This is a genomic window from Pseudomyxococcus flavus (genome assembly GCF_050038885.1).
GTDB classification, from domain to species: Bacteria; Myxococcota; Myxococcia; order Myxococcales; family Myxococcaceae; genus Myxococcus; species Myxococcus flavus.
In genome coordinates this window covers 6926087-6950597 of record NZ_CP143624.1, presented here as the reverse complement: position 1 = coordinate 6950597, position 24511 = coordinate 6926087, and the positions used below count along the sequence as shown (strand labels likewise).

The 24511-nt window shown below is 67.7% G+C and carries 15 protein-coding genes; 3 read left to right on the top strand and 12 right to left on the bottom strand.

Annotated elements, in window-relative coordinates; translation table 11 throughout:
- Genes VZL07_RS29145 through VZL07_RS29135 form a run of 3 tightly spaced genes read right to left on the bottom strand, consistent with a single transcriptional unit; the run spans window position 1 to window position 11994 of the window.
- Window positions 1-3909, bottom strand: coding sequence for an Eco57I restriction-modification methylase domain-containing protein (locus VZL07_RS29145; RefSeq protein ID WP_426751136.1), 3909 nt, complete (start codon window positions 3907-3909; stop codon window positions 1-3).
- A gap of 4 nt (window positions 3910-3913) precedes the next feature.
- Window positions 3914-6718, bottom strand: coding sequence for a helicase-related protein (locus VZL07_RS29140; protein ID WP_426751135.1), 2805 nt, complete (start codon window positions 6716-6718; stop codon window positions 3914-3916).
- Complete coding sequence (locus tag VZL07_RS29135) at window positions 6715-11994, bottom strand: DEAD/DEAH box helicase (protein WP_426751134.1); 5280 nt, start codon at window positions 11992-11994, stop codon at window positions 6715-6717. The genes VZL07_RS29140 and VZL07_RS29135 overlap by 4 nt, the downstream gene beginning before the upstream one ends.
- A gap of 179 nt (window positions 11995-12173) precedes the next feature.
- On the opposite strand from VZL07_RS29135, the gene VZL07_RS29130 reads away from it, so the two are divergent.
- Window positions 12174-12689, top strand: coding sequence for a hypothetical protein (locus VZL07_RS29130; protein WP_426751133.1), 516 nt, complete (start codon window positions 12174-12176; stop codon window positions 12687-12689).
- Window positions 12690-12793: 104 nt separating this feature from the next.
- Entirely contained in the window at window positions 12794-13144 is a 351-nt protein-coding gene (locus VZL07_RS29125) for a hypothetical protein (RefSeq protein WP_426751132.1), read from the top strand.
- 155 nt (window positions 13145-13299) lie between these two features.
- Here VZL07_RS29125 and VZL07_RS29120 read toward each other — a convergent pair whose 3' ends face one another.
- The 9 genes from VZL07_RS29120 to VZL07_RS29080 form a co-directional block, all read right to left on the bottom strand.
- Window positions 13300-13770, bottom strand: coding sequence for an NUDIX hydrolase (locus VZL07_RS29120; RefSeq protein WP_426751131.1), 471 nt, complete (start codon window positions 13768-13770; stop codon window positions 13300-13302).
- Window positions 13767-14960: a DUF2380 domain-containing protein gene (locus VZL07_RS29115; RefSeq protein ID WP_426751130.1), complete on the bottom strand. Its 1194-nt coding sequence runs from the start codon at window positions 14958-14960 to the stop codon at window positions 13767-13769. Before VZL07_RS29115 ends, VZL07_RS29120 begins: the two co-directional genes overlap by 4 nt.
- 322 nt (window positions 14961-15282) lie before the next feature.
- Window positions 15283-16491: a hypothetical protein gene (locus VZL07_RS29110; RefSeq protein WP_426757399.1), complete on the bottom strand. Its 1209-nt coding sequence runs from the start codon at window positions 16489-16491 to the stop codon at window positions 15283-15285.
- A 796-nt stretch (window positions 16492-17287) separates the two neighbouring features.
- Window positions 17288-17728 carry a hypothetical protein gene (locus VZL07_RS29105; protein WP_426751129.1) on the bottom strand — a complete coding sequence of 147 codons (441 nt, stop codon included), beginning with the start codon at window positions 17726-17728 and terminating at the stop codon, window positions 17288-17290.
- Between the two features lie 317 nt (window positions 17729-18045).
- A complete protein-coding gene (locus VZL07_RS29100) occupies window positions 18046-18471 on the bottom strand; it encodes a hypothetical protein (RefSeq protein ID WP_426751128.1) in 426 nt (141 codons plus the stop codon).
- 14 nt (window positions 18472-18485) lie between these two features.
- Complete coding sequence (locus VZL07_RS29095) at window positions 18486-20552, bottom strand: DNA polymerase (RefSeq protein WP_426751127.1); 2067 nt, start codon at window positions 20550-20552, stop codon at window positions 18486-18488.
- An 80-nt stretch (window positions 20553-20632) separates the two neighbouring features.
- Window positions 20633-22477, bottom strand: coding sequence for a hypothetical protein (locus VZL07_RS29090; RefSeq protein ID WP_426751126.1), 1845 nt, complete (start codon window positions 22475-22477; stop codon window positions 20633-20635).
- 10 nt (window positions 22478-22487) lie between these two features.
- Entirely contained in the window at window positions 22488-23189 is a 702-nt protein-coding gene (locus VZL07_RS29085; RefSeq protein ID WP_426751125.1) for a hypothetical protein, read from the bottom strand.
- A gap of 165 nt (window positions 23190-23354) precedes the next feature.
- A complete protein-coding gene (locus VZL07_RS29080) occupies window positions 23355-23534 on the bottom strand; it encodes a helix-turn-helix transcriptional regulator (RefSeq protein ID WP_147093045.1) in 180 nt (59 codons plus the stop codon).
- A 376-nt stretch (window positions 23535-23910) separates the two neighbouring features.
- Here VZL07_RS29080 and VZL07_RS29075 point away from each other — a divergent pair, with 376 nt between their 5' ends.
- A complete protein-coding gene (locus tag VZL07_RS29075) occupies window positions 23911-24507 on the top strand; it encodes a hypothetical protein (RefSeq protein ID WP_426751124.1) in 597 nt (198 codons plus the stop codon).
- Window positions 24508-24511: the final 4 nt, after the last annotated feature.

Below are 24511 nucleotides of genomic sequence, written 5' to 3'. Positions count from 1 at the left end.
TCATCCCGCTCTGCCCTGGTGAATGGGCGCGCCGAGAGAGAACTCCTTCGACTTCGGACGCGAATCGAGCGCGTCGAAGCACTGGAGGATCAGAGTCTTAGTGCGGAAATCTCCGTAAGCCTTGCGATCCCGTTTCTCCACAATTGGGAACGTGTCCAGCAGGTAGGACAGCTCGTCGCGCGTCAGTCCGAAGAGTTCCCGCGCCACGATTGCGTCGAGTTCTGCCTGGAGGATCGCGCGCCGCTCCTCATCAAGCTCCCCCGGGATCTTCGCTGCGTTTAAGTGCATGGCGACCCAGCCGTCAGTGGCGAGCTGGTTCCAGAAGCCAGTCATCTCCGGGCCGGTACAGACTAGGCGCGCGACGCGAGGCACGATCTCCCTGGCCGCCGGGTCATCCTTCCGCAGCCGCGGGAACGGCAGGCTGTCGAGCACCGTATAGGACATCTTCAAACTCACCTTCTTGCGAGCTAGAAAGTCCATCACGAAGGAGTTCGCCACGGCGAGCCAAGTCGCGTATGCCCACTCAAACCCGTGCTCGAACATGATTGTGGGGACCTTGTCCCCACAAACACAGCCCGCAGGGATGATGGTCGCGATCAGGCTCCGCTCATTGGTGGGACTCGCCACGTCGCAGAAGCCGATGCGGTACTGCCGATAGCGCTCGAGCACCTTTTCGGGGAGCTTGTCCGGGGCCACGAACCACTGAGGCTGAATCGACTTGTCCGGATCAGAGAAGGCGAGGTCATGCCACTCCGCCTTCCGGCCACGGCCAGAGCGGTAGCCCTTGGCTCGGTGGTCATAGCTCGACACCATCCGGCCCTCGTAGAGGGGAATGCCGCTCTCCTCTTCGCTGAATCGCTCACGGTCATTGCCCATGTGCAGCTCGGCCATGTAATGCCGATGGGGCGGGCCCGCGTCTTCGTCCCCGAACTTGGGGTGCCGCGAGTACATCTTCGAAGCGATAGCGATGTCCCGCTGGTTGCCGAGTTCCATGAGCGCAAGGGCGTCCGGGCTGAACTCACGAACCAGCGAGACCGGTATCTCCATCGCACCGCCCTTCGAGGCCGTGAGGAGGTTGGCGTGGGTGCGAATGTTGAACGCGACCCGGAAGCGCTCAGTCCTCCCGCCGACCTGCGCGGTGTACATCGCGAACTTCTGCCGGCTATCGACACTCGGGAACCAGACGCCAGCGGAGTTCTCGAAGCCCAGCAATGAGACCAGCACACAACGATCGAAGAGTTCCTCCCGGATCTTCATGCAGTTGGCGCCGTTGTAGAGCCCCTCGGGAACAATCTGCGAGGCGCGTCCTCCGGGACGGGTGATGCGGAGCGCTGTCTCCACGAACATCCTGTAGACATTGAAGTCGCCCTTGCCCAGGTTGCCCGGTGCAAAGAGCGTGTACCGCCCGCTCCCCTTCATAAAAGCGACTGAGGAGTAAAGCATCCGGCAATGCTCATCCCACGCTTGGCCAATGGCCGGGTCCGACTTCAGCTGCTCGATCGTTTCCTTTTGCTCGGAGGGAGACTGGAACCGAACGGCTGAGTCCCACTGTGAGAAGAACTCTTTTGCGTCCGGGCTCAAGGTGTCCCATGGCGGGTTGCCGAGGACCAAGTCGAAGCCGCCCTTGGCGAACACCTGCGGAAACGCCAAGTGCCAGTGCAGGAAGCGGTACTGCCCGGCCAAGGCCTTCACCGTCGCTTCCGTCAACTTGGGCGGCTGACCGCGCCCGTCGCGGAGCTGCCACCACAGCTCGTTCGTCGGAGCGGCATCAGCGAGCGCGCCCGGCTGCTTCGGCCACACGAACGCCGCGCACCAGGCGTCCGCCACGAACCGCTGATGCCGGTACGCCGCCGCCGCCAGGAGCTCATCCCACTTGGCCTGCTTCTTCGCCAGCGCCACGGCGTCCGCGTCCGATGCGGCTTCCAGCTCCGCCACCGCCCTGGCCACCTGCGCGGCCTCGCCCGAGTCCGGAGTGGACCAGAGCGTCTCCATGCCCTGCTGCTTCTCGAGAGCCTCCTTCTTGTTCCGCTTCTTGAGCGCGCTCGCGGTCTTGTTGTCGTCGCCGTCAACCGGCTCCCACGCTTCATCAGGGATACCCTTCGCCATCAACTCGGGCGTGGTGCCCAGCAGCGCATTGCCCTCCTGGATGTGCGAGTCGAGGAAGCCGAGCGGCAGCCCGGGCTCCACCGCCTCCATCCACAGCCCGACCTTGCACAGCTCGACGGCCATCGGGTTCAGGTCCACGCCGTAGATGCAACGGCCCACCACCTGCCGCAGCGCGTGGCGGTACTCCGCCGCAGAGGGCGTCCCCTGCGCCTGAAGCCGCGCGACGTGCACAGCCAGCCGGCGCGCCGCCGCCAGGAGGAAGTGTCCCGAGCCGCACGCCGGGTCCACGATGGACAGCTTCAACAGCGCCTCGACGGGCTGACTGGGGTTGGCCGCCAGCGTCCGCTCAATCAGCGGCTCGAGCGCGTTATCGAGCAGTGCTTGCACGAGGCTGTCCGGCGTGTAGTAGCTGCCCGTCGTCTTGCGCGCATTCCCCTTCGTCTCCGCGCCCGTGGCGAACTCGAAAACGCGGCCGCCCTGTGAGATGTGCGGCACCAGCTCGAGCAGGCTCTCATAGACGCTTCCCAGCTCTTCCGGTCCCATGTCACGCCAGTTCACGCGCGAGAGGCCGGACGGCTCACGCAGCCACGAGAGCTTGAACACCGCGGACAGGAACGCGCTGTTCTGGAGCTTCGCCGCATCCAGATGCGGACACTGGCTGCTCGCGAAGATTCCGGCCAGCGCGGGGAGCGCCAGCCGCGGCTCGCCGACGGCCACGCCACGAAGCACCAGCTTGAGCGCCTCCCAGAGGTCAGAGTGGCGATCGTGCGCGCTGCGCCGTACCGAGCGCTCGCGAAGGCGCTTGAGGCCGTAGCCCTCCTCGTAGAGCCGCTTGGCGGATTCAGGGGCGCCTTCCGGGTGCAGGAGACCGCGCTCTTCCACCGTCAGGAGGAAGATGAGCCGGTAGACCAGCCGCAACAGTTCGTTGAAATAGCCGGTGGTGGTGAGCGCGTTCGTCCGGAGCGCCTCACGGAGCGCGTCGTTCGCGGGATGGGCGAGGAAGCCGTTGCCTAGCTCCACCAGCGCGGCCTCGACGCCGTCGCGGAGCTTCCCGCGGGCGGCGGTGCCCTGCTCGCGGGCGGCCTCGCGCCACGCCTCCAGCGCGCACTGGGTGGCCGGCTGGTCGACGCGGCCGAAGCGGGACTCGTGGGCGATGAGCCACAGCGCCGCGAAGTCGGCGTAGCGCTCCTCGAGGAAGATGCGCTCGATGCTCGCCTCGATCCACGCCGGACGGGTGAGGCTCGCATTGTCGCGCAGAATTCGCAGGGTGAGCCCATCCGATGCTAGTCCCCAGAGCGCGTTCGGCTCAGCGTTGAGGAATTCCTGCGCGAGGCCGAAGGCGCTACGACGCCGCCCGCCCTCGCCGAAGCGGACGGACAGCGCATCGAGCCCGCTCGCCGCCGAAGCGATGACCACGGGCACCCGGCCGCCCAGGGCCGCGAAGCCGATGGGATAGGTGCGCCCCTCCAGCGTCACCGGAGGCGCGGCGCACAGGGACGTGAAGCCGAAAGCCTCTCGCAGGAGGGCCTGCACGAAGCGTTCGGACAGCGCATGGGGTTCACCGCCGTTGGCACGGCCGCTCTTGAAGTCGGCCCAGTGCGCCTGGGCGATGCGCCAGTAGCGGCCGATCTCGTCGCGGAGGTTGAGGCCCTTGGGGACGCGGTAGTCCGCCTCGGATTGATGGCCCGCCGCGAGCTGGGCCGCGCGCGTCAGCCAGTCCGGAGAAAGCAACCCGCCCTCGATGGAGATTGCCTCGAACGCCAGTCTGGCTTCGCGGGTCTGGGGTCTGGAACGGAGCGCCATGGCTTCAGGCCACCTTAGGGAGGAGAACGAAGAGTCCAATCACGTCTGGCGGCTTGAGCGCTTTGACGCTGTAGCTTCCGCGCGCGTCGGCGGCCTCGCGCACTCGGCGGTGGTCGGACAGGAGCACCTGCGCGCGCTTCTCGGCGAACTCATCGAGAGCGGCGAGCCGCTCCGATTGAAGTCCGAGGGCCTGCTCGATGTGCCGGGCACGAACGTTCGCGGGCGGGTCGCCGACCGGAGGCGCGGCCAGGAGTGCGAGGGCGTCCTGCCCTTCCAGGCTCGAGGAGCCCTCAGCGCCGCCCCAGGCAATCGCGGTGGCTTCTTCCACCAGGAGCGTGGAGATGCGGCCAGGCCGCTGGGTGACGAGCTGGTGGCGCAGCCGCAGCAGCGCGACCACAGTCCGCTCGGTGACCGCGGCCGAGGTCCAGCATCCCACTCGCCCGAGGGTGGCCAGGTCCGCGTCGGCTGCGCCATCGGCGAGCGTGCGTTCGAGCAGCGTCTCAGCCACCACCGCGACCAGGGGATGGCTTCGCTGGACGGGGCGGCAGCGTGGCGCCGCCGGGTAGTCGAAGTCGATGAGGAAGTGATCAGGGAGCCCCTCGGCATGGAGCCGCTCCTTCACCTCATCCGGGAGACGCTCGAGCACGATTTTGAATCCGCGCTTGAGCGGCTCGGGTGCGGTGCCCAGTCGCGCGAGGGCGCGCGAGGTGAACCGCCGCACGTCTTCCCGTCCGCCCACCGCGGCCAGAGTCTTGTGCCACTCGGGGAGAACCTCTTCGGGCTTCAGCCGGCGCTGCGCGAACACGGTGCGGTTCTTCTTCACGGTCTCGGCCGCGTTCTTCCACCCCTCCTCGAACAGGCCCATCTGCTTCATGGGAATGGTGCTGTCGCCCCCCTTCCGCTTGAGAAGCACCGACTGGAGTAGCACCTCGGTGAGCGTCTGCCCGTCGTCCGGAAGCGGAACAGGCACACCCAGCTCCTCGCGAATCTTCTCCGCCTTGCGGAGGATGACGTCCAGCACCGCGCCGTCCACGGGGTTGTTCGCCCCGTACATCAAGGTCGCGCGAACCACCTCGCTCTGCTGCCCGAAGCGATCCACGCGGCCCTCGCGCTGCTCGTGGCGGGTGGGATTCCAAGACAGGTCGTAGTGGACCACCGCGTCGAAGGACCGCTGGAGGTTGATGCCCTCGGAGAGGCAGTCGGTGGCGATGAGCAGGCGGCGCTCCGCATCGCCGAGTGCATCCACCTTCTCCTTACGCTCGTCGGCGGTGAACTCGCCGGTAACGACGCCCACCTCGACGCCCTTCAGCGATTGGCGCAGGTGACGGCCGAGGTAATGCGCGGTGGCGATGTAGCGGCAGAAGACGACGGGGCTGAAGCCCTCTTCCAAGAGCTGCTGGAGATGCTCCGTCAGTACCTTGAGCTTGGGATCGCCCTCCTGCCCCGACAGTGCCTCGGACATGGAGATCAGCTTCTGGAGCGCGGGATCGTCGGTTGCGGCGGGCGGTTCCACGTCGTCGTCCGGCAGGACGTCGGCGGCTCCATCCAGGACGCGTTCCTGCAAGGTCTCCTCGTCCTCGGCGCTCCCCAGCCCAGCACGGGTACGCAGCGCCTGCACCGCCGCGGCGGGACTCGAGGCCACGCAACGCATCAACGCCAGGGTGCCCCAGTAGTTCAGCCGGGCCCGGCGCTCGTCGCTCCCCGCCGCCTCGACGATGGAGGCGCAGTAGTCCAGCACCGCGTTGAAGAGCGCGTCCCACTTGCCGGTGAGCTTGTAGGTGAGTTCCCGGGTCTCACGGCGAGGGAAGAGCCTGGCCTCGTGCCACTCGGCGATGTCCGGCCGGCGGCGCTGGACAAAGTGCTTGGAGAGACGATCGCGCAGGTGCTCGCGCTCGGTGCCCTTGGCTTCGGGCAGGCGCTCGAAGTCCGGATGGAGCAGCCCTAGCAGCCGGTAGAAAGCGGCCTCGTCGCCGCTGTGCGGCGTGGCGGTCAGCAGCACCAGGTGCCGCGTGGGCGAGGCAGCCAGCCCTTTGAGGAGCTCGTACCGCTGGTGGCGTCCCTGGCCAGTCGCGGCGCAGGTGTGGGCCTCGTCCACGATGACGAACTCCGGGCAGGCCCGGAGGAAGTCGGCCCGGCGGCGATCGCTCTTGATGTAGTCGAGGCTGACCACCGCGTGCGGGTAGACGGAGAAGATGCTCTCGCTCTGCGGAATATCCCGCTCGAGGCGGTTGGCGCTGGCGGCGGTAACCGCCACCGGCCGCAGGTGGAAGCGGGCCTCCAGCTCCGTCACCCACTGGTCGACCAGGTGCGGCGGACACAGCACCACCAGCCGATCGATGTCGCCGCGGTCCACCAGCTCGCGGGCGATGAGAGCCGCCTCGATGGTCTTCCCGATGCCCACGTCGTCGGCGATGAGCAGACGCACGGGGTCCAGCTTGAGTGCCATCAAGAGAGGCACGAGCTGGTATGCACGCGGCTCGACGGCGATCTGCCCGAACCCGCGGAACGGACCCGCGCCTCGGCGAAGCGAGAGCAGGAGCGCGTCACGCAAGAGCAGTGCCGCGTCATGACCTCCCACCTGATTCGCGGCTGGCGGCGGGAAGCGCGCCTCTTGGACCGGGCACACCTGAGCTTCCAGCGCCAGGTGGATGAGCGTCTGGTCCTCCTCGGAGCCGGAGATGGGGCGCACGCGGAGAACTTCGGAGTCACTCCCGGTGAGGACGATCCACTCGCGGCCCCGGGCGCTCACCAGAGTGCCGGGACTGAACTGCGTGGACGCTGCGGCGGAAGACGTACGGATTGTGCTCATGAACCTCGTCCCAGAGCGTGGGCCAGCCGATCGAACGGCGCGGCCCAGGCGGACGCTGAAGTGGGAAACTGGATGACCTCGAAGCCCTTGTTCACGAGCGTGAGGATGGCCTCGGCCGGCATGCCCTCGAAGACCGCCGCGACGTAGTGGCTGCGCCACGCCAGCGGAACCGCGACGCCATCGAGTGCGATGGGTTCCGGATCGGGCGCCGGAAGACCGCGTGCGTGCGACTGGGTCAGCCAGGGAGCGAGAACGGGGTCCGACGACCGCGGCTCCGAGGACGCGGCCGGCACGTCCTCCACGACGGTAGTTGCGCGCGCGAGGCGCAGGAGCAGCTCCCGTGCATCCGGATCGCGCCGATCCAGGTCCTCGTGGTCCGGCTGGTTGTAATAGGACATCAAGCAGCGGTAGCAGGCTGCGACACAGGAGGTCTCCTGCAAGTCGACCAGCCCCGAGCTGTTTTCGGGCAGGCCCGCGGCCCCCTCCACGTCGAAGTGCATGACGTCCAGGGCGGCGCGAGCCACCTCGGCGATCTTCCGGGGCTCGCGCACCAGACGCGTGAGCACGCCAGCACCGCCCTCAGTTGCCTCGTAGAAGAGGAAACCCTTGCGCTCGTCACGAGTCGGCATGGGCTCAGCGAGCATCTCGCCTTCCTCGAGCTGGAAGACGGACTCGATTCCACGGAGGAGCGCGTGCTGGAGGGTGACCAGCGTCGTCTGCGAGAGTGAGCCCTGCGCCGGCTGGAACAGGAGCGCGTTCTTCTGGTCGCGCACGCACGGGACGATGGCTTGCGGTTTGGTGGCCTCCGGATCTGGCGGCCCGTCTTCCTCGTCCTCGCTCTTCGCCCAGTAGCCGGAGATGGGATCGATGAGGAACCCGAGCTTCTTCTTGTCCTTGCGCCTGCGAAGGCCCTTGTTGATCCGGGTGATGGTGGCCCCAGCACCGTAAGAGAGCCGCGCCAGCTCGCCGTGGGCGTCCGCCACCGAACCCCCTCGTGCGTCCACCGTCTGGTTGCGCACCGCCCACTGGAAGGTGGTCTGGAGCTCGAAGCCCTGACGCTGGCGTTCCTCGTCGTTGGCGGTGATCCGCTCGGCGGGCTGGGTCGCTACGTTTTCGATGCGGTACACGTCGTTCACGCACTCCGCGTCGCCCAGTGAAGCACCGCACGCATGGCACAAGGACGCCTGGTTCTCGAAGTCGCTGGCGCCGCACTCCTTGCAGATCCGGAGGGACTGCGTGGGAAGCCGTGCCCCTGCCTTGTGGCCGTGCCGCTCAAGAGGGAACATCGCGCGCACCACCCGGTAGGCGCGCCCCTCATGGTAGACGAGGCTGCGCGGGCCGAACTCGGCGAGCGCAAGGAAGCGCGGGCGTTGCAAGTAGGTCTGCCGCCCCCGCCCATCGCCCGCCGCCGGGATGTAGGCCATCAACGGAAGACGCGGGAAGTTGTAGCCGGGGAGGAACCCCTCCGTAGCCAGGTAGCGGTACGTGTAGAAGTCGCTTGAGACGCCATGCGCGCCCATCTGGAGCAGGCGGAGCTGGTCGAGGGCCTGCTGGTGCCGGCTGTCCGCCGCTTTCTTCTCCTTGCGTGGAGCCGAGTAGCTGTCCATCACCTGGCGGGCGGCATCACGCTGCTCCTCCGCGGCCCGGAAGAGGTCGCGCCATCGTTGAAACGCCTGCTCGAAGCGACTCTGGGCCCTGCGGGAGATTTCCTCCGCGAAGCGCTCCCGGCCCGGGAACCACGGCGCAAGCGCGGGGGTGAGTTCCTCTTCCACCAGCGCGAGCACACGGCGGATCCGCTCGTTCGCGCGTTCGGTCACCCGCGCATCCCCCATGCGCGCCGCGAGCTCCGGTTTCAAGGGCCGTTCCGGATCGGGCAGGACCAGGAGATCCGAGATGGCGTCCGCCAGGGGCTCCTCGGTGCAGGCCAGCCAGGTCGCGTGGAGGTGGCTTTCAATCAGCTCGCGGTTGGCGAGGTCGATGAGCGGTGCTTTCACCTCGCCGTGCACCATCTTCTGTGGGTCGCGGAAGAAGTACTGATCGTGCGGGCTCAGCGCGGCGGCATAGGTGAGGACCAGCGCGGCCTGACCGCTGCGGCCAGCGCGGCCGCTGCGCTGCGCGTAGTTGGCCGGCGTGGGCGGAACGTTGCGGAGGTAGACCGCGTTCATCGACGAGATGTCGACGCCCAGCTCCATGGTGGGCGAGCAGAAGAGGACCGGGAGGAAGCGGCTCGACTCGTCCAAGTCGCGCAGCTTCTTCTCCTCGTCCGCGAGTTCCTTCTGCTCCTTCTTGCCGAAGCGGAATCGCTTCTCGCGCACCTCTCGCCGCTCTTGCTCCACCTGGGCCGTGTGCTCCCGCGCCTCAAAGCCGAACAGAGGGTGCGAGGGCTCGCGGAGCAGCCGTGCAAGGTTGGAGTAGAGGTCACGGAAGAACGCGTCATGGTTGGCGTGTGCCGCGGACACTTCGGGCTCGGCCTTCTTGAAGACCACGCACGCGTCATTGAGCTTCCACCCCGGCTGACCATCGAACGGCGTGGCCTCCTGGTGGACGAGCCCGAAGCTGGTGGCGACATCGAGCATCGACACGATCAGCGCGTCCAACTCGGCTGACTTCAGCCTGCCCGCGTTCGGCTTTTCGCCCCACGTCCTGGAGTGCCTGAGAACCCGTCCCAGCGAGCTGCGCGCTCCGCCGCGGACGAAGAGATCGGCGTCGCGGAGGCTGGCGTCGCGGGTGGTGGCGGGCGAGGAAACCATCAACCATCGGGCCGCGCGAGGTCGCTCCTCGGTGCCAAATCCCCACGGCGTCTTCAGCCAGCTATGCGAGTTCGCCGCGAGCTGCTCAACCAGGATGGGGTCCAGCACCTGGGAGCGAATCGCCATTCCCTGGCGCATGTGATCGAACAGCTTCCGGTAGGCGCCGAGCCGGACCTCGGGGGACGCCTCGCGCAGGAGGGGATGGGCGCCCGAAAAGCGTGCCTCTTCCGAAACCAACGCATCCAGCCCGGCGTACTCGACCCTGACGAGCTTGAGCTGTTCGAGGTTCGGGTTGGTGTAACGCCAGCCGCGCCGCTGGTCGAACCAGACGCGGTAGGTCAGGACCTGCCGGAGCGCGCGCTCCGCCTCCGTGAGATGGAAGCCGCTCAACGTCGGCTCCTTCAGCCACTCGGCACGCAGGCGCGCATCGGCGCCGTTGAAGCCCAATGAGCGCTGCTGTGCAGCCCCGAGCGAGTCGCTCCGCAGCCCCTCCTCCCCGGCCAGTTCAAGCGCCCCCAGGAACCCCGCGCGCACGAGGCTCACGAAGAGGAAGTCATTGAAGTGCCCTGACTGGAGGGCCGCGTCCTGCCGATTATCGGTGAAGCCGAGGAGCTTGCGCGTCTCGGGCTTGAGGCGGGAGCCAGGTCCGTGCATCCAGCGAAGCACGCTGGTCACCAGGACCGTCGTCGCCGAGCTTCGACCCTCTGCGGAGAGCGAGGCCAGCCGGTTGCGATCGCGAGACGAGCCGCCGTGAGTCTCGCCACAGCGCAGGCAAAGCCGGAAACGACCGGGGAGGAACCACGCGCTGACGCCCTCGCCCACCTTCCCCGTGGGTGCGACGGTCACGGGCAGGGCACGCGCGCCGCGGTAGTTCGGCTTGAGGCGCAGTTCGCCGGAGGCGCTCGGCTCAAGCCAAGTCTCCGGGTACTTGGACTCGTCGTCCTGGAACTCGAAGCCGTCATCCGTGGCGTGGAGCGTCAGGAAGCCGAAGACCTCCTGCTCGGTCACGTCGTCCTGGATTCTGGAGCTATCGTCACTCGCGGGCGCGGCGTCGTCGATGTCGCGGAAGTGGAAGGCGCGGTGCTCGCCATCGATGACGTAGCGGACGGGGTGGTACTCGTGACCGCAGGTCCGGCAGAAGTGGGTGGCGTAAAGCCGCTTCTCCGGGTGACCCGGTAGGAACTGCTGACCCTCGACGGTTACCGCGCGCTGGCCGGGTGGCTCAAGCGTTGCAAAGGCATGCCCCGCGCCTGAGATGAACTGGTGGAGTTTGAAAGCGAAGAAGCTGCGCTCGCTAGCGTCCTTCTCTTCCGTGCGCTTGTTCTCCGGAATGCTCGAGATGAGCAGCAAATCGCGCAAGGCGCGCTGGCAGACCTTTGCATCCTTGCCCGAGTCGGCGCTCAGCTTCTCGACAGCCCTGGTCAAGGTGACTGGCTTGGCGCGGACCCAGCGCTGATCGACGTCCGAGAACGTCACGCCCAAGTTCGTCTCCACCCATGCAGCAAGCGGGTGGACACGAAGCTGGGCATCGGTGATGGTCTCCGGAATCGCCGCTTCCACTGCCTGCCCCAGGACGGTCTTGTCCTTCAGCCTGGAACGCACGGTGGGGTCGGTCACACACTCGAGCGTCTCGCCGATGACGTTGCTGGTCGGGATCACGCTGGCGAACAGCCTGGAGGCGATGCGGGCGATCTCCGCGTTTCGCTCTTCCAGTGTGCCCTGGCTCGCCATGGTGGCGGAGGTGCCGATGCACTGGAGGCGTTCCGGAGCGAGCCGCTCGCGCACTCGGCGGACCAGCATGGCCACGTCGGCGCCCTGGCGACCACGGTAGGTGTGCAGCTCGTCAAGCACCAGGAAGCGCAGCCCCTCACAGTGGGCCATCACCCTCCGGTCGATCTCGTCCTGACGCGTCATCAGGAGCTCGAGCATCATGAAGTTGGTGAGCAGGATGTCCGGCGGGTTGTCAGCGATCCGCCGCCGCTCCTCGGGCTTTTCGGCGCCGGTGTATTTCGCGAACGTGACCGGCTTCTCCCCCTGAACGTTGCCGACGTACTTCGTGAGCTCCTCGAGCTGGCTGTTGGCCAGCGCGTTCATGGGGTAGATGACGATGGCCCGAGTGCGCGGCTCGGGCGCGGTGCGCCTCTCGCTCAGCACCGCGTTGATCACCGGAATGAAGAAGCAGAGCGACTTGCCCGAGCCGGTGCCCGTGGTGACGACATAGCTCTCGCCCGCAGCGGCGGTGGCGATCGCCTGCTGCTGGTGCTTGTACAGGTCCAGCGGCTTGCCCGAAGCCTGGAAGATCTCCGCGCACCGGTTCTCCAGAAGCCCCGCTTCCACCAACTGCCCCACGGAGGTGGTGCGTTGGTAGTTCGGATTGATCTGAAGGAGGGGCTCGGGCCAGTAACGCCCTTGCGCGTAGATCTCCTCGACCTGGCGCCGGATGTCCTCAGCGAAGATTTTCGTGAAGGAGGTCGCGAACTTCCTGTACTCGCCTACGACCGCGTCCCGAAGGGAGAAAACGTCCATGATGCCCTCGCCCGCCACCAAGTCCTACCGCGGGCATGTCGGTCGGGAGATTACCTGATCGGCCTCGAAAGCTGGCCGGGCGTGGAGACTATCCCAGGGTTCATAAGGCCGGATGCGTTTTTGGGTAACAGCCTATAAGCCCGGGAAATGAATCCCGAGCCTCCGCCAGGAGCGTCCGCATGGCCGTGATTCCCCTTCCCCCCGCCATCATCAACCATCTCGGAAAGATCACTCTGGGTGCAACAGTAACCGCCCTCGGTGGGCTTGCTTACGCCCAGCGCGAGCGCATCAGCCGGTGGCTCGATAGCGCCGACCTCGACATCTCGCCGCGCGCCCGGGACGAGGTGCTCAGGGACCTCCCCATCAAGCTGCCCCCGGGCGAGCGGGAGAAGCTCGCGTCCTTGAACGCCAACGCGGTGGCCGAGTTGAAGGGGCTCATCAACGACGTCCACGAGGAACTCGGCTCGATGGCGGAGAACATTCAGGAGCTCCGCGAAGCAATGGCGAGCCTCAAGGCCCGGCAGGACACGGTGGAGGCGGTCGTCCGCGGCAAGCCCTGCGAGGAGCGCGCCTCCGACGGCAATGGAGAACTCCCCGCCTCCCCTGCCCCGCGCCAGGCGGCGGGCCGTACCGCCGCGCTCGGCGGCAAGCGCAGGGGCAACGGCCCCGCAGGGCCCGACTCGCGCCCGGCCTGAAGCGTCCAACAAAGTTCATCCACCTTACTCGCGCCCCGTCGGCGCGCTGCTGTCAAGCGCGTCACGCGGGGCTCCGGCTTCCGTGTGTGCGCACGGAGGACACCGTGAAGAGCATCATCCATCTCCTGCGTAGCCACCGCCTCGTCCGGCCGATGACCGAAGAGGAAGCGAAGTTCATCGCCATCGAGCTGCTGCGGCCAATGGTCCGCGTGCACGAGCTGGCCATGAAAGCCGCCCTCGAGGACGAGGACTCCCTCGCCACCCTGCGCCATCTCGGGCGAGTGAGTCTTTACGCGGTAAAGACGAGCCTGACGCGGCGCAGCATCCTTCTCCATCTGCGCCTCCTCGTGGGCAGCGAGCAGGAGCGGACGGCCATCCTCACCGGCTGCTTGGATGCGAGCTTCGAGTTGATGCAGAAGAATCCGAACAGCTCGCAGAAGCCCACCATCCACTGAGGAAGAGCCCGCCATGGCGACGTTCGCGCCGTGGCGGGCTCGCCCGGCTCGAGGTCCAACCGGCGCCCGCAGCACTCATTTTTGCCAACAGCACCAGGACAGCCCTGCTGGGTTCGTGAAACCTCCGGCTCGGCTCGCAGGGTCGCCGTTAACGGTCAAGCTTCCTCGGCCGGCAGGAGCGTGAGCAGCAGTTCGTCGTCGGGATCGAGCGGACGCCAGCCGGGCGGTGGTGGCTTGGCGAGGAGCGCTGCGCTGACCTGTCTTGCTCTGTCCTGATGAGTATCTGGGGTGTAGGCAATCCACGAACTGAGCGCCTTGGCGACTTCGAAACGGTTGGCGTCATTCAACACGGCCGGCCAGCCGTTGGGGAGACCTTCGGACAGCTCGCGCACAAGCACGTCGCGAACAAAGCGTGTGACCTGCTTGCGCTGCTCCGCCTCGCCGAGCAATCCGCTCAATACTTGCACTGCTGCAACGTCATCCTTTCCAAGCTCTTCGGCCAGCAAGTACAACGGGACGGCAGGACGCGCCTTGGCAAAGGCGGTGAGCGAATCGTAGCCGTGCTCGCGGACCCGCTCATACAGGCGCGCCTTCACGTTGCCCTGCCAAGCACGCTCGTCGCTCATCGCCCTCTCCAGCGGGTGAAGTTCATCGGGATCTTGTAGTCCCTCATATTCTTCGCGACGATCTCCAGGATGTCGTTTCGCGTCAACATCCGTCCGGCCAACACCTCGGCCTCACGCAATCGGCTCATGATCATCCGGTTCCATTCACCGGGCCATGTACGTCCCAGCTTCCAGTCGCCCCCGCCGTGGATGGCCTCGTGGTGAGCCTGCTCCAGCTTGACGCAGAACTGGTCAATGTCCATGTCGCCAGTGAAGCCGCGCCTTTCGAACCATTCGCGGAACTCTTTTGGCAGGACGTGGTGCCGCGGTGGCTCGGCCATGCCAGCCCCCGCCCGGCCTGTCTCCCGCATTGCCCGTACCTCGGGCCCATCGCCCAGCGCATCGCGTACGCCCGTGGGTAGCTCTCCGTGCGCCTGCGCCAGCATCACCTGGCCCGCCTGAATCCGCACGGCGGCACTGACGACGGGCAGGGAGAGGACGCCCGCGCGCACCAACTGGCGCACCATCTCCACCCACTCGGCGGACACGACAATCCGCGTGCCCATCATCACGCCGTCGCCGCCTACCGAGAGGCCAATGCCGAGCAGGGCGGGAGCGGACGGAGACACCGAGGGCAGCGAGAACTTCAACGCCGAGAGCATGGTGAGCGCCTCGATGGCATCCTTGAGCACCAGCATCTTCGCGACGTTCTCGGCCCCCTTGCGCACGGTCTCGATGGTCGCGGCGAGCTCGCCCGAGAGATGGCCTACAAGCGCGGGGACGTCTTGCGCCGCGGCCTCCACCTGCCCGGGCTCCAGTGAGGAGAGCGCCGCCATGGCGGGCTTGAGCATCTCCTGCCAGCGCCACATGTCCGCGAACATCCTCTCCACGCTGTAGAGGTGCTGGGCGAGCAGGGCATCGGCGAGGTGGAGGAAGTCGAGCCAGACGGCGAGCAGGAGCGAGCCCATCATGGCTGCCTCGAGCCGTGGGCCGGCGAGGCGCAGCAGGGCGAGCTGCATGTCCGGGTCCTCCACCTCCGAGGCGGCGTTGGCCAGCCGGGTGGCGGCGGCGAGCTGGGCGTCGATCCACCGCAGTTGCTGGGCGCCGTAATCGACGTAGCGGACGAAGACGCCGTTTCCGCCGCTAATCCCCCGCCCACTGGCCTTGAGACTGGAGAACTCGCCGGAGATGCGGCGGGTGGAGCCCGACACGTCGAGAAGGGCACCGCGAAAAGCCAGCTGGGCCGCGAGGGCGCCCTGCCGCGCCTCCCTCTCCGCGCTGTCCAGGCCTACCGCTGTCACTTCCACCCGGGAGGCCCGGCGCCGATGCAGCCGCTCCGGTGTTTCGGACTCAGGCGTTGAGGCGAGGACGCGCGGAGCCTCGACGCCTGGCCCCTCAGCCGAGGTAGGCGCCGCCGCCTCATGCGGCGCGTGGCGGAGGTTCATCACCCGGCCGGATGGGGTCAGTGACAGACAGCCTGTGGACAGCAGGGCAGGAACGAGCAGCAGGCCCGCCCACAGGGTCCGGAGCGAGTCAGCGCGCATTGTCCACCCCCAGGCCCACGGAGGCGAAGGCCCCCAGGCGCAGCGCACCTACGCCTTCCGGAAACAGCAGCGTGCCGCCCGTGCCCAGCGCGTACAGGCGGCCCCCGAAGAGGCGCCAGCGCACCTCCTCCCCGCCCAGGTGGCGTGCCCCTGGTTGCCCGATGCCCATCGCCAAGCCCTTCACCGCCACTTCGAGGTTACGGTGGAAGAGCTGCATGGCCATCCGCCCGTCCACGTCGAAGCGGCCCCAGGTGAACGCTTCAGCACCCAGCGACAACTGCAAGTGCCGTTGCAGCCCGCCGTAGCGCGCGGCATCCCAGCCGACCACCGCCTCGCCGTATACGGAGAAGCCGTCCGGGAATGGCGCATCGGCCAGCGGCGCGCCCTCAGGGACCGCGGCCTGGAAGCGCGCCAGCTCATAGTCCGGGCCGAAGTAGCCCTGGCGGAAGCCAGCGTGCTGCCGTCGCACCTCCAGCCGCAGCGTCATGTCCAGCGTGGGCGTCACCGCATCCGCTCCCGCCCCCACCACCGCGCCCCACGCCCCGCCCTCGCCCGGCCGTCCGCCCCAACCGGCGAGCAGATGCGCTTCAAAGCCTGGGCGCACCACCACCACCGCCGTCCCATCCACATGCGCCAGCGTCACCGGGAGAGCCCGGCCCCCGCCCCTGCCCCAGTCATGCACGGCGGACAGCGCCAGGGTGTAGCGCCCGCGCTCCTTGGGCCGACCGAAGAGGAGGTGCTGCACGTCCAGCGCCACTTCCGCGCCCATCAGCCGCGCGCCCAGCACATCCGAGGCGAAAGCCTCCGCGTAGAGGGGCCCCAGCGTGCTGGTGAGGAAGGCGCCCGCCGGGTGGTAGTCCGGGTTGAGTCGGTTGGAATAGCGGCGGACGAGGTGCGCCGAGAGGAGGCTGTAGGACTCCAGTCCACCCACCCACAGCGCCACGGGCGCGTTGTCCGAGCCCAGCTTGAGGCCTCGCACCAGCTGCCCCCAGTCCGAGAGGCTGTCCCAGTCCTCCCGCCGCACGAGGCCCGCGCCGGGCTCGCCACCCGACAGCCGCACCCGCACCGGAGCGCCCACATTGAGTCCCCAGTTCTCTCCCCCGTCCAGGATGAACGTGGGTTCCACCTGGAGGAAGCCCTCCCTCGCCCCTACGCCTCCTCGCCGCAGCAGCGCGAGCGTGGTGGCCTCCCCGCGCATCAGGTAGCGCCACGGCTCATCCGAGACGGCGGCGACGGGCGCGGTTTCGGGCGTCACGTCCGGGTCCTCGGCCTGCGCCAGCAGCAGCAGAAGCAGCAGCGTAGGTGACATGGAGACCTCCGGGGACGGAAGCCTCCTGACTATCATTCAGCTCCGACATTCATGGAAAGCCAGAATGTCGGACTGGCAGCGTGCCTCATCGCCCCACCCCAGAGCGGCCCTCTCCTCTACCCATTTCGGACAAGCTCAAGGGAACGTCGAAGAAGCTGGCCCTCACGAGCATCATGAACGAGACCCGCGTGCGACTGCGCTCGTAGAGGATCAGTCCGCCGGCGGGCGTCGCTGCGGCGCGCCCGTCTTCTTTTGCCTCCGCAGCCCTTCAGCTACGCGAGACGTCGGAGTAGCGGTGCCGCCATGCTCCGCGCGCGCACTGAACAATCAGCGGGCGCCCCGACCCTTCACAGGCCCGTGAGTCACGGCGTCTGCGACGCCAGCTCGATGCGCCGCCGAGGACGCCCCCGCCATCCCAGACACGCCTTCGCGTTGCATCCCCACCCTCCCCCCTCCAGACACCCGACGACACCCACCTGCCTCCGACACGCCGGGCAACGGAAGAACGTACGCCACCCACCATGGCAGCTCGTGCTGGGCACTCGGAGCAACTCCACGGAGCAGCGGTGGCCGGCGGCCTCAATCTCAACCTCGCGCAGTCCCCGCCAGATTCGGGGGGCGAAGCGCACACGTAACTGGGCCAGGCTGAGACGTGCCGCGAGCTGGTCGGCGTAGAGCGCCAAGGCTAACGCACCCCGGTGATGTTGACGTTGTCCGTGCGGGCCATCACCACGACCGAGCGCTGCGGGCCCTCTTCCTCGCGGCGCAGCTCGGCCAGCAGCGCGGTGAGCCGGGCGGTGGTGGAGCGCAAGACCTTGTCCACCATCGCCACGCCGGCCTCGTCGCGCTTGGCCAGGCAGTCGCCCAGCAGTTGCTCGAGGTTCGTGAGCTGTAGGGAAGCCCGGGAGACGGCACGGGCCAGGGTGCGAACTCGCACTCCGCGGCTCTCCGGGCCGGCGAGAGCCTCGGCGTGCTGGCGGACGTGCTCCATGAGATCACCCGTGCCTCCGGTGACGAAGGCCGCCGCCGCGGCCTGGTCGTACACGGACAGCCCAACACGGGAGGGCTGCGTTTTGCCCAACGCGGGCGCGGACTGATTGTCCGTAGCGGGCCGGAGCTGAATCACGTTGTCAGAATCCGCAGAATATTGGTTGCTCACCCAACAATTGTGACATACGGAATGCAGCCCGCATAGCCGCTCACGCGCGAGGGGCACCGCATCGCACGGGGGGACGCCTGCCTCAGCCCGCGCTGTCCTAGCTATCTCCTGAGGACCACCGCGAACCCTCCAGGGACGTGAAGCTTCAAGAACTCGTCACCGAGCTCGAAAGAAGGTCGTAAGCCCCTGAATCCTCAGACTTTTTCGGGCCTGTAACGGACATGCTGCTCTCCGCCGCAGGTTCGTGATGGCCACCGTGGGGAGGGCCGAGGGGAAAGCCTCGGCTAGGACCCGGTCCAGTTCACCGAATACCGGCGCCGCATCTCCTGAGCGACGTCGTCGGCGAAGCGCCCCTCGAGGCCGTCCTCCTCCATGCGCGTGAAGAAGGCCATGACGTCCAACCGCTCGCGGCCGTCACGGAGCACCTGCTCCAGGTGGTCGTGGTGGCGCGCTCGCAGCCACAGCTCGGCCCCTTCCACGCGCTCTTCGAGCGTTTCCCCGTGCCGCATCTTCTGGAGGCCCTCGTGAGTCATCTCCTGGCGCACGTGACGTGGGACCGGCGCTCCGACGCCATCAACGGCCCTGAGGTAGCGCCGGTGGTAGACGCGATGAGCCTTCTCCTCGTCGGGCAAGCGCTTCGAGTACGGGTGGTCGCAGACGCGGCAGTAGCCGTCGCCAGTCGCTGGAATGGTTTCAATGAAGTTGCGCACGGTGTGGGCCTCGCTCACAGCTTGAACATCGGGTCTGCCAGAAAGCGCTCGATGGAGTTGCTGTGCCCGTCCTTGTTCCAACAGCTCGGGTCGGCGTCGTTCACGTCCACGCGCGGTCGGGTGGCCGGGTACAGCTCGCGCATGGCCTCCACCATGAGCCCACGCGCTCCGTCCACGATGCCGGAGGGCACCATGCCCTCGATCAGCGGGACCTGGATGAGCACGGCATCGAAGATGGGCAGCACCACGCGGCCACCGAGCCGCCCGAGATACGCCGCCAGGGGCGGCAGGAGCAGCTTGAGGATGCACGCCCCGCCGCCCTGGATGACGGTGTTGACGGCCCATCGCCGCTCCCAGCCGGAGAGCGGGCCGGTCTTGCCTCGGAAACGCTTGAGGCCGGTGATGCCCTCGGCGTAGCCGCGCACCACGAGCTGTTCGACGGCGCGCTCCATGCCCGTCTTGAGCGCGCTGTAGCGCTGGAAGAACCGCTCCCGGAGCTGTCGCGCCCCGGCGAGGTCCGTCCCGGCCTGGGCGGCAATGGACGCGTCCGTCATGCCGTACATCATCGCCAGGACCAGGAGCTTCATTCGGGTACGCAGGTCCGGATGCGCGCGCGCGAGCGACTCGTCATCCAGGTCGGCCTCCTCGGGCGCGAGCTCCGTGGAGCACAGCTCCCGGACCATGCGGACGTAGGGGTCCCCGCTGTTGCAATCCTCCAGCAGGACGTCGTCCCCGAAGTGCGCGGCGGCGATGAAGACCTCCTGAGCCTTGTAGTCGAGTTCCACGAGGCCGAAGCCGTCCCCGTCCGGCCGGACGACGGGCCGGAAGATGCGTCCCACGCCGACGAGGTTGCCGTCCTTGAAGGTCGGCCGGCCTGATTCGGCCCCGAGCACGTGCACCCGGGGATGGATGCGTCCGTCGCTCTCGGTGAAGTCGCCAGCGAACAGCCGCTCGTCCACGACATGGCTAAATCGGTCGAAGCGGTAGAGGAGGTCCACCACCGGGTGAACATTGCGGCAGAGTTCCAGGGCGTCCTCGTCGAAGGAGTAGCCGCTCGCCGTGTCCTCGCGCTTGAAGTGATGGAGCAGACCCAGGCGGGCGAGGGCGTGGCGACGGTCCTCCATGCTGCGCGGCCGGGTGACGCCGTAGCTGATCAATTGAGCCGCGTACTCGCTGACCGCCCTCTCGGCCGCCTTCTGAGCGAGTTGAATGCGCTCGGAGCTGACGGTGACGCCCTGCCGCTGCACCTCGGCGAGGGCTACCGCCCCCGGCAACTCCACGTTGTCGTAGTGCCAATCCAGCCCCGCCGCGGCGAGAGCCGTTCGGAGGGGCAGGTGGAGGCCCGCGACGGCGCAGGCAGACGCCGAGAGGGCCTGGGCGTCTTGAGCGGACAGGGGCGCACCAGGACCTGCGCCAAGGAGGCGCTCGCGGACCCCGTCCAGATTCACCGCCGGCGGGACGGCCACACCGTGCTCGCGCGCCAGGTGGAGCAGGTCGACGGCGCCAGCTCGCTTGTCCTTCGCACGAGCCGCCGCCTCCTCGTCGTCCGCGGCTCCCGAATCGGCCTCGTAACGCACGTGGTGCCGCCCCAGCGTGAGGAGCCGGGCCGCGAGCTGCGTCGAGAAGGCCGCCCGAGGCCATGCAATGTCCAGCGAGCGGAGCGCCAGAAAGGCCGTCGCGAGACAGTGCACCACCAGGCGCACCGGCATTCCGAGCACCCTCTTGAGGTTCGCCGCAACGCCCTCGGCGCGCACGTCCAGGGCATAGCGAACGGCGAGGAGCCGGCCTGTCGCCGCCTCGGGCACGATCGCCACCAGCCCCATCGCCAGGGACGGCGAGCCCGAGAGGCCGGCCGCCAGCCCACCGAGGTGTCCGGCTTCACGAGGAAGGACCTCAAGCGCCAGGAACGAGACCGGGAGCCGCATCAACCGCGCGGCCATCGCCTCAGCGTCCGCTTCGGATACGACCGACTGGACCATGCCGGAGAGGGCCGGGATGGACAGACGGGGACGCGTCCCGACCTCCACCGGCTCCGGCTTGCACATCTTCTCCAGCCGCTCCTTCAACTCCTTGTCGAACATGACCGCGACTTCCCCACCATGGGCTGGTCCCCCCGGGGGTGACACGAACCCTTTCTAGAGATTTATAGATAGGACTCGTGTCACCCCTGCCAGAGGCGCGCCCACCGGCGGGACACCGTGCGCTCGCTCACCCCGAGCGCCGCCGCCACCTCGGCGCGGCTCTTGCCCGCTTCACCCAACGCCGTGGCCTTCTCCGCCACCCGCCTCGCCTCCCACTCCCTCCGGGTGAGGAGACCGAAGTGCTCGCGTAGCGCCTTGAGGCTGCCGAACTCCTTCACGTCCTCGTACGGCACGCCCCCGGGTTGGAAGAAGACGACGGTGCGCGGCCGGGTGGCGAAGCGCACCCGCCCCAACGCCTGCACCGCCCAGCCCGCCTCCAGGTGCACCTGGTACTTCTGGGCCAGTACGTCGAAGCCCTGCTGGCGCGCGAAGTACCCCTTGGCCCGCACCACCCGCTGGCCCGCGTGGGACGTGACGCTCAGGCGCACCTCTTCCTCGGGGTGGTGGACGTCGTTGAGCCGCTCCTCCATCAAGTCCGGTCGCGCGTTGTAGGAGGAGAGCGCGAGGGCGACGTCGAAGTGCTCGAACGCGTTGCTGCCCACCGCCCCGTAGGTGATGAGGGGCACCACGTGACCATCCTGGATGTCCGCTTGCCCGGGGTTGACGACGACCCGGAAAGGAACACCCGTCACCTCCCGCAAGTAGCCCTCCAGCACGGTGGCGGTCTTCTTGGCGAAGCGCTTCTTCACCACCGCGAGCACGCGCTTGCCCTCCCCCGCGAACTTGCCGATGAGCTGGGCGCTGGCGAAGAGGATCTGGCTGGCGTTCTTCGGATAGTAGGTGGCCGCCCCGAGATGACTCTTGATGTTGTAGAGCCGGGTCCCCTCGTGAAGGAAGCGCACGGCCGGGCAGAGTTCCTGGAGGTTGGGCTCGCCGAGCCGCTGACGCGCGAGCTCCAAGGGGATCCCCGCCGCCGTGATGAGAACGTCGGCGCCCCGCATCTCCGGCCGGCGGATGTAGCCAACGCCGTCCTTGGTGCGCCACCAGGAGGCGTGGTTGAGCGCCTCGAGCTCAAAGCCCAGGTACTTGAAGGCCCCCGGCCACCGTCGCAGGCCTGCCTCCTGAATGGCGGCGGCGAGCTTCCGGTTCAACCGGGGGATCCGCGGCATGCTGTCCGCGCCGTCACCCGCTTCGAGCATCTGCGTGAGGGCCGCCGACCAGGCGGCCAGCGCCTTCCGTTTCCCACCCGTGTCCGCCTGCACCTCGGCCACCGCGAGCAGGTTGCGCTGGAGGTCGGCGTTCTTCAGGTCGCCGCGCAACGGGCTGTCGAGGAAGGTGGACTCGTCGAGGATGACGAGCACCCGCCGGCCCCCCGTCAGGCGCTTGAGCATGCGAATGAACCGGGGCGCCTGGATGAGGTAGGCCTGGGTGCCGGCCACCACGCGCTTGCCCTCCAGCGACTTCTTGGAGAGCTGCTCCACCCACGAGCAGCGCGAGCGCTCCGGACACGCCGCGCACAGCAACGTGCGCCCCAGCGAAGCGCACCCCGCCTGCTCCAGCTTGCGCCACTCGGCATCCCGGCTCCCACAGCGCTCGCGCGGGCGGCCCTCGAGCACCACGATGTCGCTGACCGCGCACTCCTCCTCCGTCAGCGCCTGGTACTCGCGCACGAAGGGGCGCTCGGCGAGAGTCCCCTTCTGAGGGGTGAGATAGACGACGAGGTCGTACTCGTCACCCCGGCGCAGGCGCGCCACGAGCCGGTCGATGAGGTGGCTCTTGCCGACCCCGGGATCCACATTGAGCAGGACGGACTGATGGGTAGCGAGCGCCTCCAGAGCGCGCGCCTCGTTGAGTTCGTCCTTCCGGAAGCCCGCCAGGCCCGCATCGCTACGGACCCAGCGGATGTTGTTCTTCGCGGTGCGCATCACGCCCTGGCTACAGAACCGCGAGCTCGACGCCCGGGTTGAGCAGCTGCACCTTGCGCTTGAGGCCCACGACGTCCTCGAGCAGCATCTGGTTGTCCCGGACCTCGAGCGTGGCGAGCACGTCCTCGGCGGTGGGCAGCCCACGGGCGTAGATGTCGCGCAGCACCGCGTCGCCGTAGTCCACGCCGTCCGAGCGCGGCTTGCTCGGGTCCACCACCTCGAGGAGCCGCACCTCGTGGCGCTGGGCGACCTTGGTCACCTGGATGATGACGTTGAGGTAGTCCGGGCGCTTGATGATCGGGGTGAGTTGCGTGCGCAGGCTGCCCGCGCCCCCGTCCTTGTAGAGCGTGAGGGCGGTGAGATCTCCCTCGCCGACGTTGAAGACGAGCAGCAGGTAAACCTCCGTGGGACGGAAGCCGCCGAGGCACAGCGCGCAGTCCTGGCCCGGCCCCTTGTTGCACCGGACCGTCAGCTTCTTGCCGTCCGCCCCCTGGATGCCGAAGTGGACGTGGGCCTTGACGAGCTCACGCGTCACGTAGCGCAGGATGGCGGGCTCACCCGGGCGCAGCCACAGGCGGGAGACGCGCTGCGGCGCCACCACCGAGCTGTCGTCATCCCAGAACGACGACGGGGCCATGTCGGCGTCATCGCTGAAGTCGGGGTTGTCGCTGGTGGCGGCGGATTGAGTGGGGATGAGCGTTTCATCGTTCATGGTGGGGTTGCTTCCTTTTGGATTTGGAGTGGGACTTCCTGTGCATCGACCCGAGGCGCCTTGCCGCGTCCCGGGGTACTTCCTCGCCGTTGAGCGGATCGGCTCCGCAGCGACATCTGCAATGTCAGTGGGGGGGCTGCTCGTGGGGCTCGGGAAGGAGAGCTGTCAGTCGACGTCCACCCGCCGCGCGGCCATCCACTTCTCCAACTCGTCCCTGGAGAAGACGACGAGCCGCGGGCCGAGCCGGATGTGCGGAATCTGCTTCCGGCTGACCATGGCATAGAGGGTGGGCCGCTTGAGCCCCGTCATCACCGCCGCGCCGTCGTAACGAACCTTCTCGTCCATGCGGACCTCCTCGGCCCTGCGGGCCTTGCGAGGTACATATGTACGGACGGGCCTTGCCCCACGCTCCTGCAGCGTTTTCCCAAATCGCTTCAGGGTCGCCCACGTGCTGCTTCCGCGCTGGTGGCTTCTCCGTCCAAGCAGGAGGTGCCGATGGGCTCGACAGTGGCTAGGCTCGTTCAGTGCCGGTCCCGACCTCCTCGATGCTCGGCGAGCCGCCGCGACGAGCCCAGACAGGTCGCCCCAGCACGAAACCACCTCTCCCCGGGTCCCAGCCGTGGCCACCAAGACTCGCAAGCAGAAGACGCCGGCGCCGAAGGCAAAGCCCCGTAGGCGCCAAGCCCCGTCCCTTTTGAAGGACGACGTCCGCTCCGCGGTCTTGAAGCTTATCGACCTTGGCCGCAGGTTCGAGGAGAACGGGACGCTCGGCTCTCAAATGGAGGACCGTCGCTTGGCTGAAGTGATTCATCTGCTCAGCACACAGCGGGCTGCGGAACTGAGGGACCTTGAGCACCGCTTTGTGGTGGATCTCGTGAACGGCCTCGCGGACATCTATGCCCGCGTCAAGACTGGCAAGCTCGATCGGTCGGCATTCCAGGAAGCAGTCGAGGACCACTTCTTCGCCTTCGGCTTCCGTCAGTTGAACAGGCGCAGCCTACAGTACCTGACGAAGGTGGAGTCCATCTCGAAGCGCGGTGGCCCGGTGAACTTCGCCGCAGAGGCCGTCGAGTCGGTGCTTGGAACAGGTGCCAGCGCCCGCGCCATTTTCGAGTGGCGCAAGGCGGGCGGGCGCCCGAATTACGGCCCTCGCGAACGGCGACGGCAGCTGCTCGAACGCCTCCTCTTCGTCACGCATCTCCTCCAGTTGGCCACCCGACGAAGTGATTGGATCTTGCTGCGGGAGGTGGAGATTCTGACTCGCTGGCGGCTGCGAAAGTTCCGCGATCGGCTACTGCCGAAGCCTCCACTGCGCTAGGCCG

Excerpts from the sequence above, each read along its gene's own strand:
- VZL07_RS29135 (WP_426751134.1), bottom strand. The coding sequence starts at position 11,994 with ATGGACGTTTTCTCCCTTCGGGACGCGGTCGTAGGCGAGTACAGGAAG.
- VZL07_RS29080 (WP_147093045.1), bottom strand. The coding sequence starts at position 23,534 with ATGGACGAGAAGGTTCGTTACGACGGCGCGGCGGTGATGACGGGGCTC.
- VZL07_RS29085 (WP_426751125.1), bottom strand. The coding sequence starts at position 23,189 with ATGAACGATGAAACGCTCATCCCCACTCAATCCGCCGCCACCAGCGAC.
- VZL07_RS29140 (WP_426751135.1), bottom strand. The coding sequence starts at position 6,718 with ATGAGCACAATCCGTACGTCTTCCGCCGCAGCGTCCACGCAGTTCAGT.
- VZL07_RS29110 (WP_426757399.1), bottom strand. The coding sequence starts at position 16,491 with ATGCGCGGGGAGGCCACCACGCTCGCGCTGCTGCGGCGAGGAGGCGTA.
- VZL07_RS29090 (WP_426751126.1), bottom strand. The coding sequence starts at position 22,477 with ATGCGCACCGCGAAGAACAACATCCGCTGGGTCCGTAGCGATGCGGGC.
- VZL07_RS29145 (WP_426751136.1), bottom strand. The coding sequence starts at position 3,909 with ATGGCGCTCCGTTCCAGACCCCAGACCCGCGAAGCCAGACTGGCGTTC.
- VZL07_RS29120 (WP_426751131.1), bottom strand. The coding sequence starts at position 13,770 with ATGAGCGACGAGCGTGCTTGGCAGGGCAACGTGAAGGCGCGCCTGTAT.
- VZL07_RS29095 (WP_426751127.1), bottom strand. The coding sequence starts at position 20,552 with ATGTTCGACAAGGAGTTGAAGGAGCGGCTGGAGAAGATGTGCAAGCCG.
- VZL07_RS29130 (WP_426751133.1), top strand. The coding sequence starts at position 12,174 with ATGGCCGTGATTCCCCTTCCCCCCGCCATCATCAACCATCTCGGAAAG.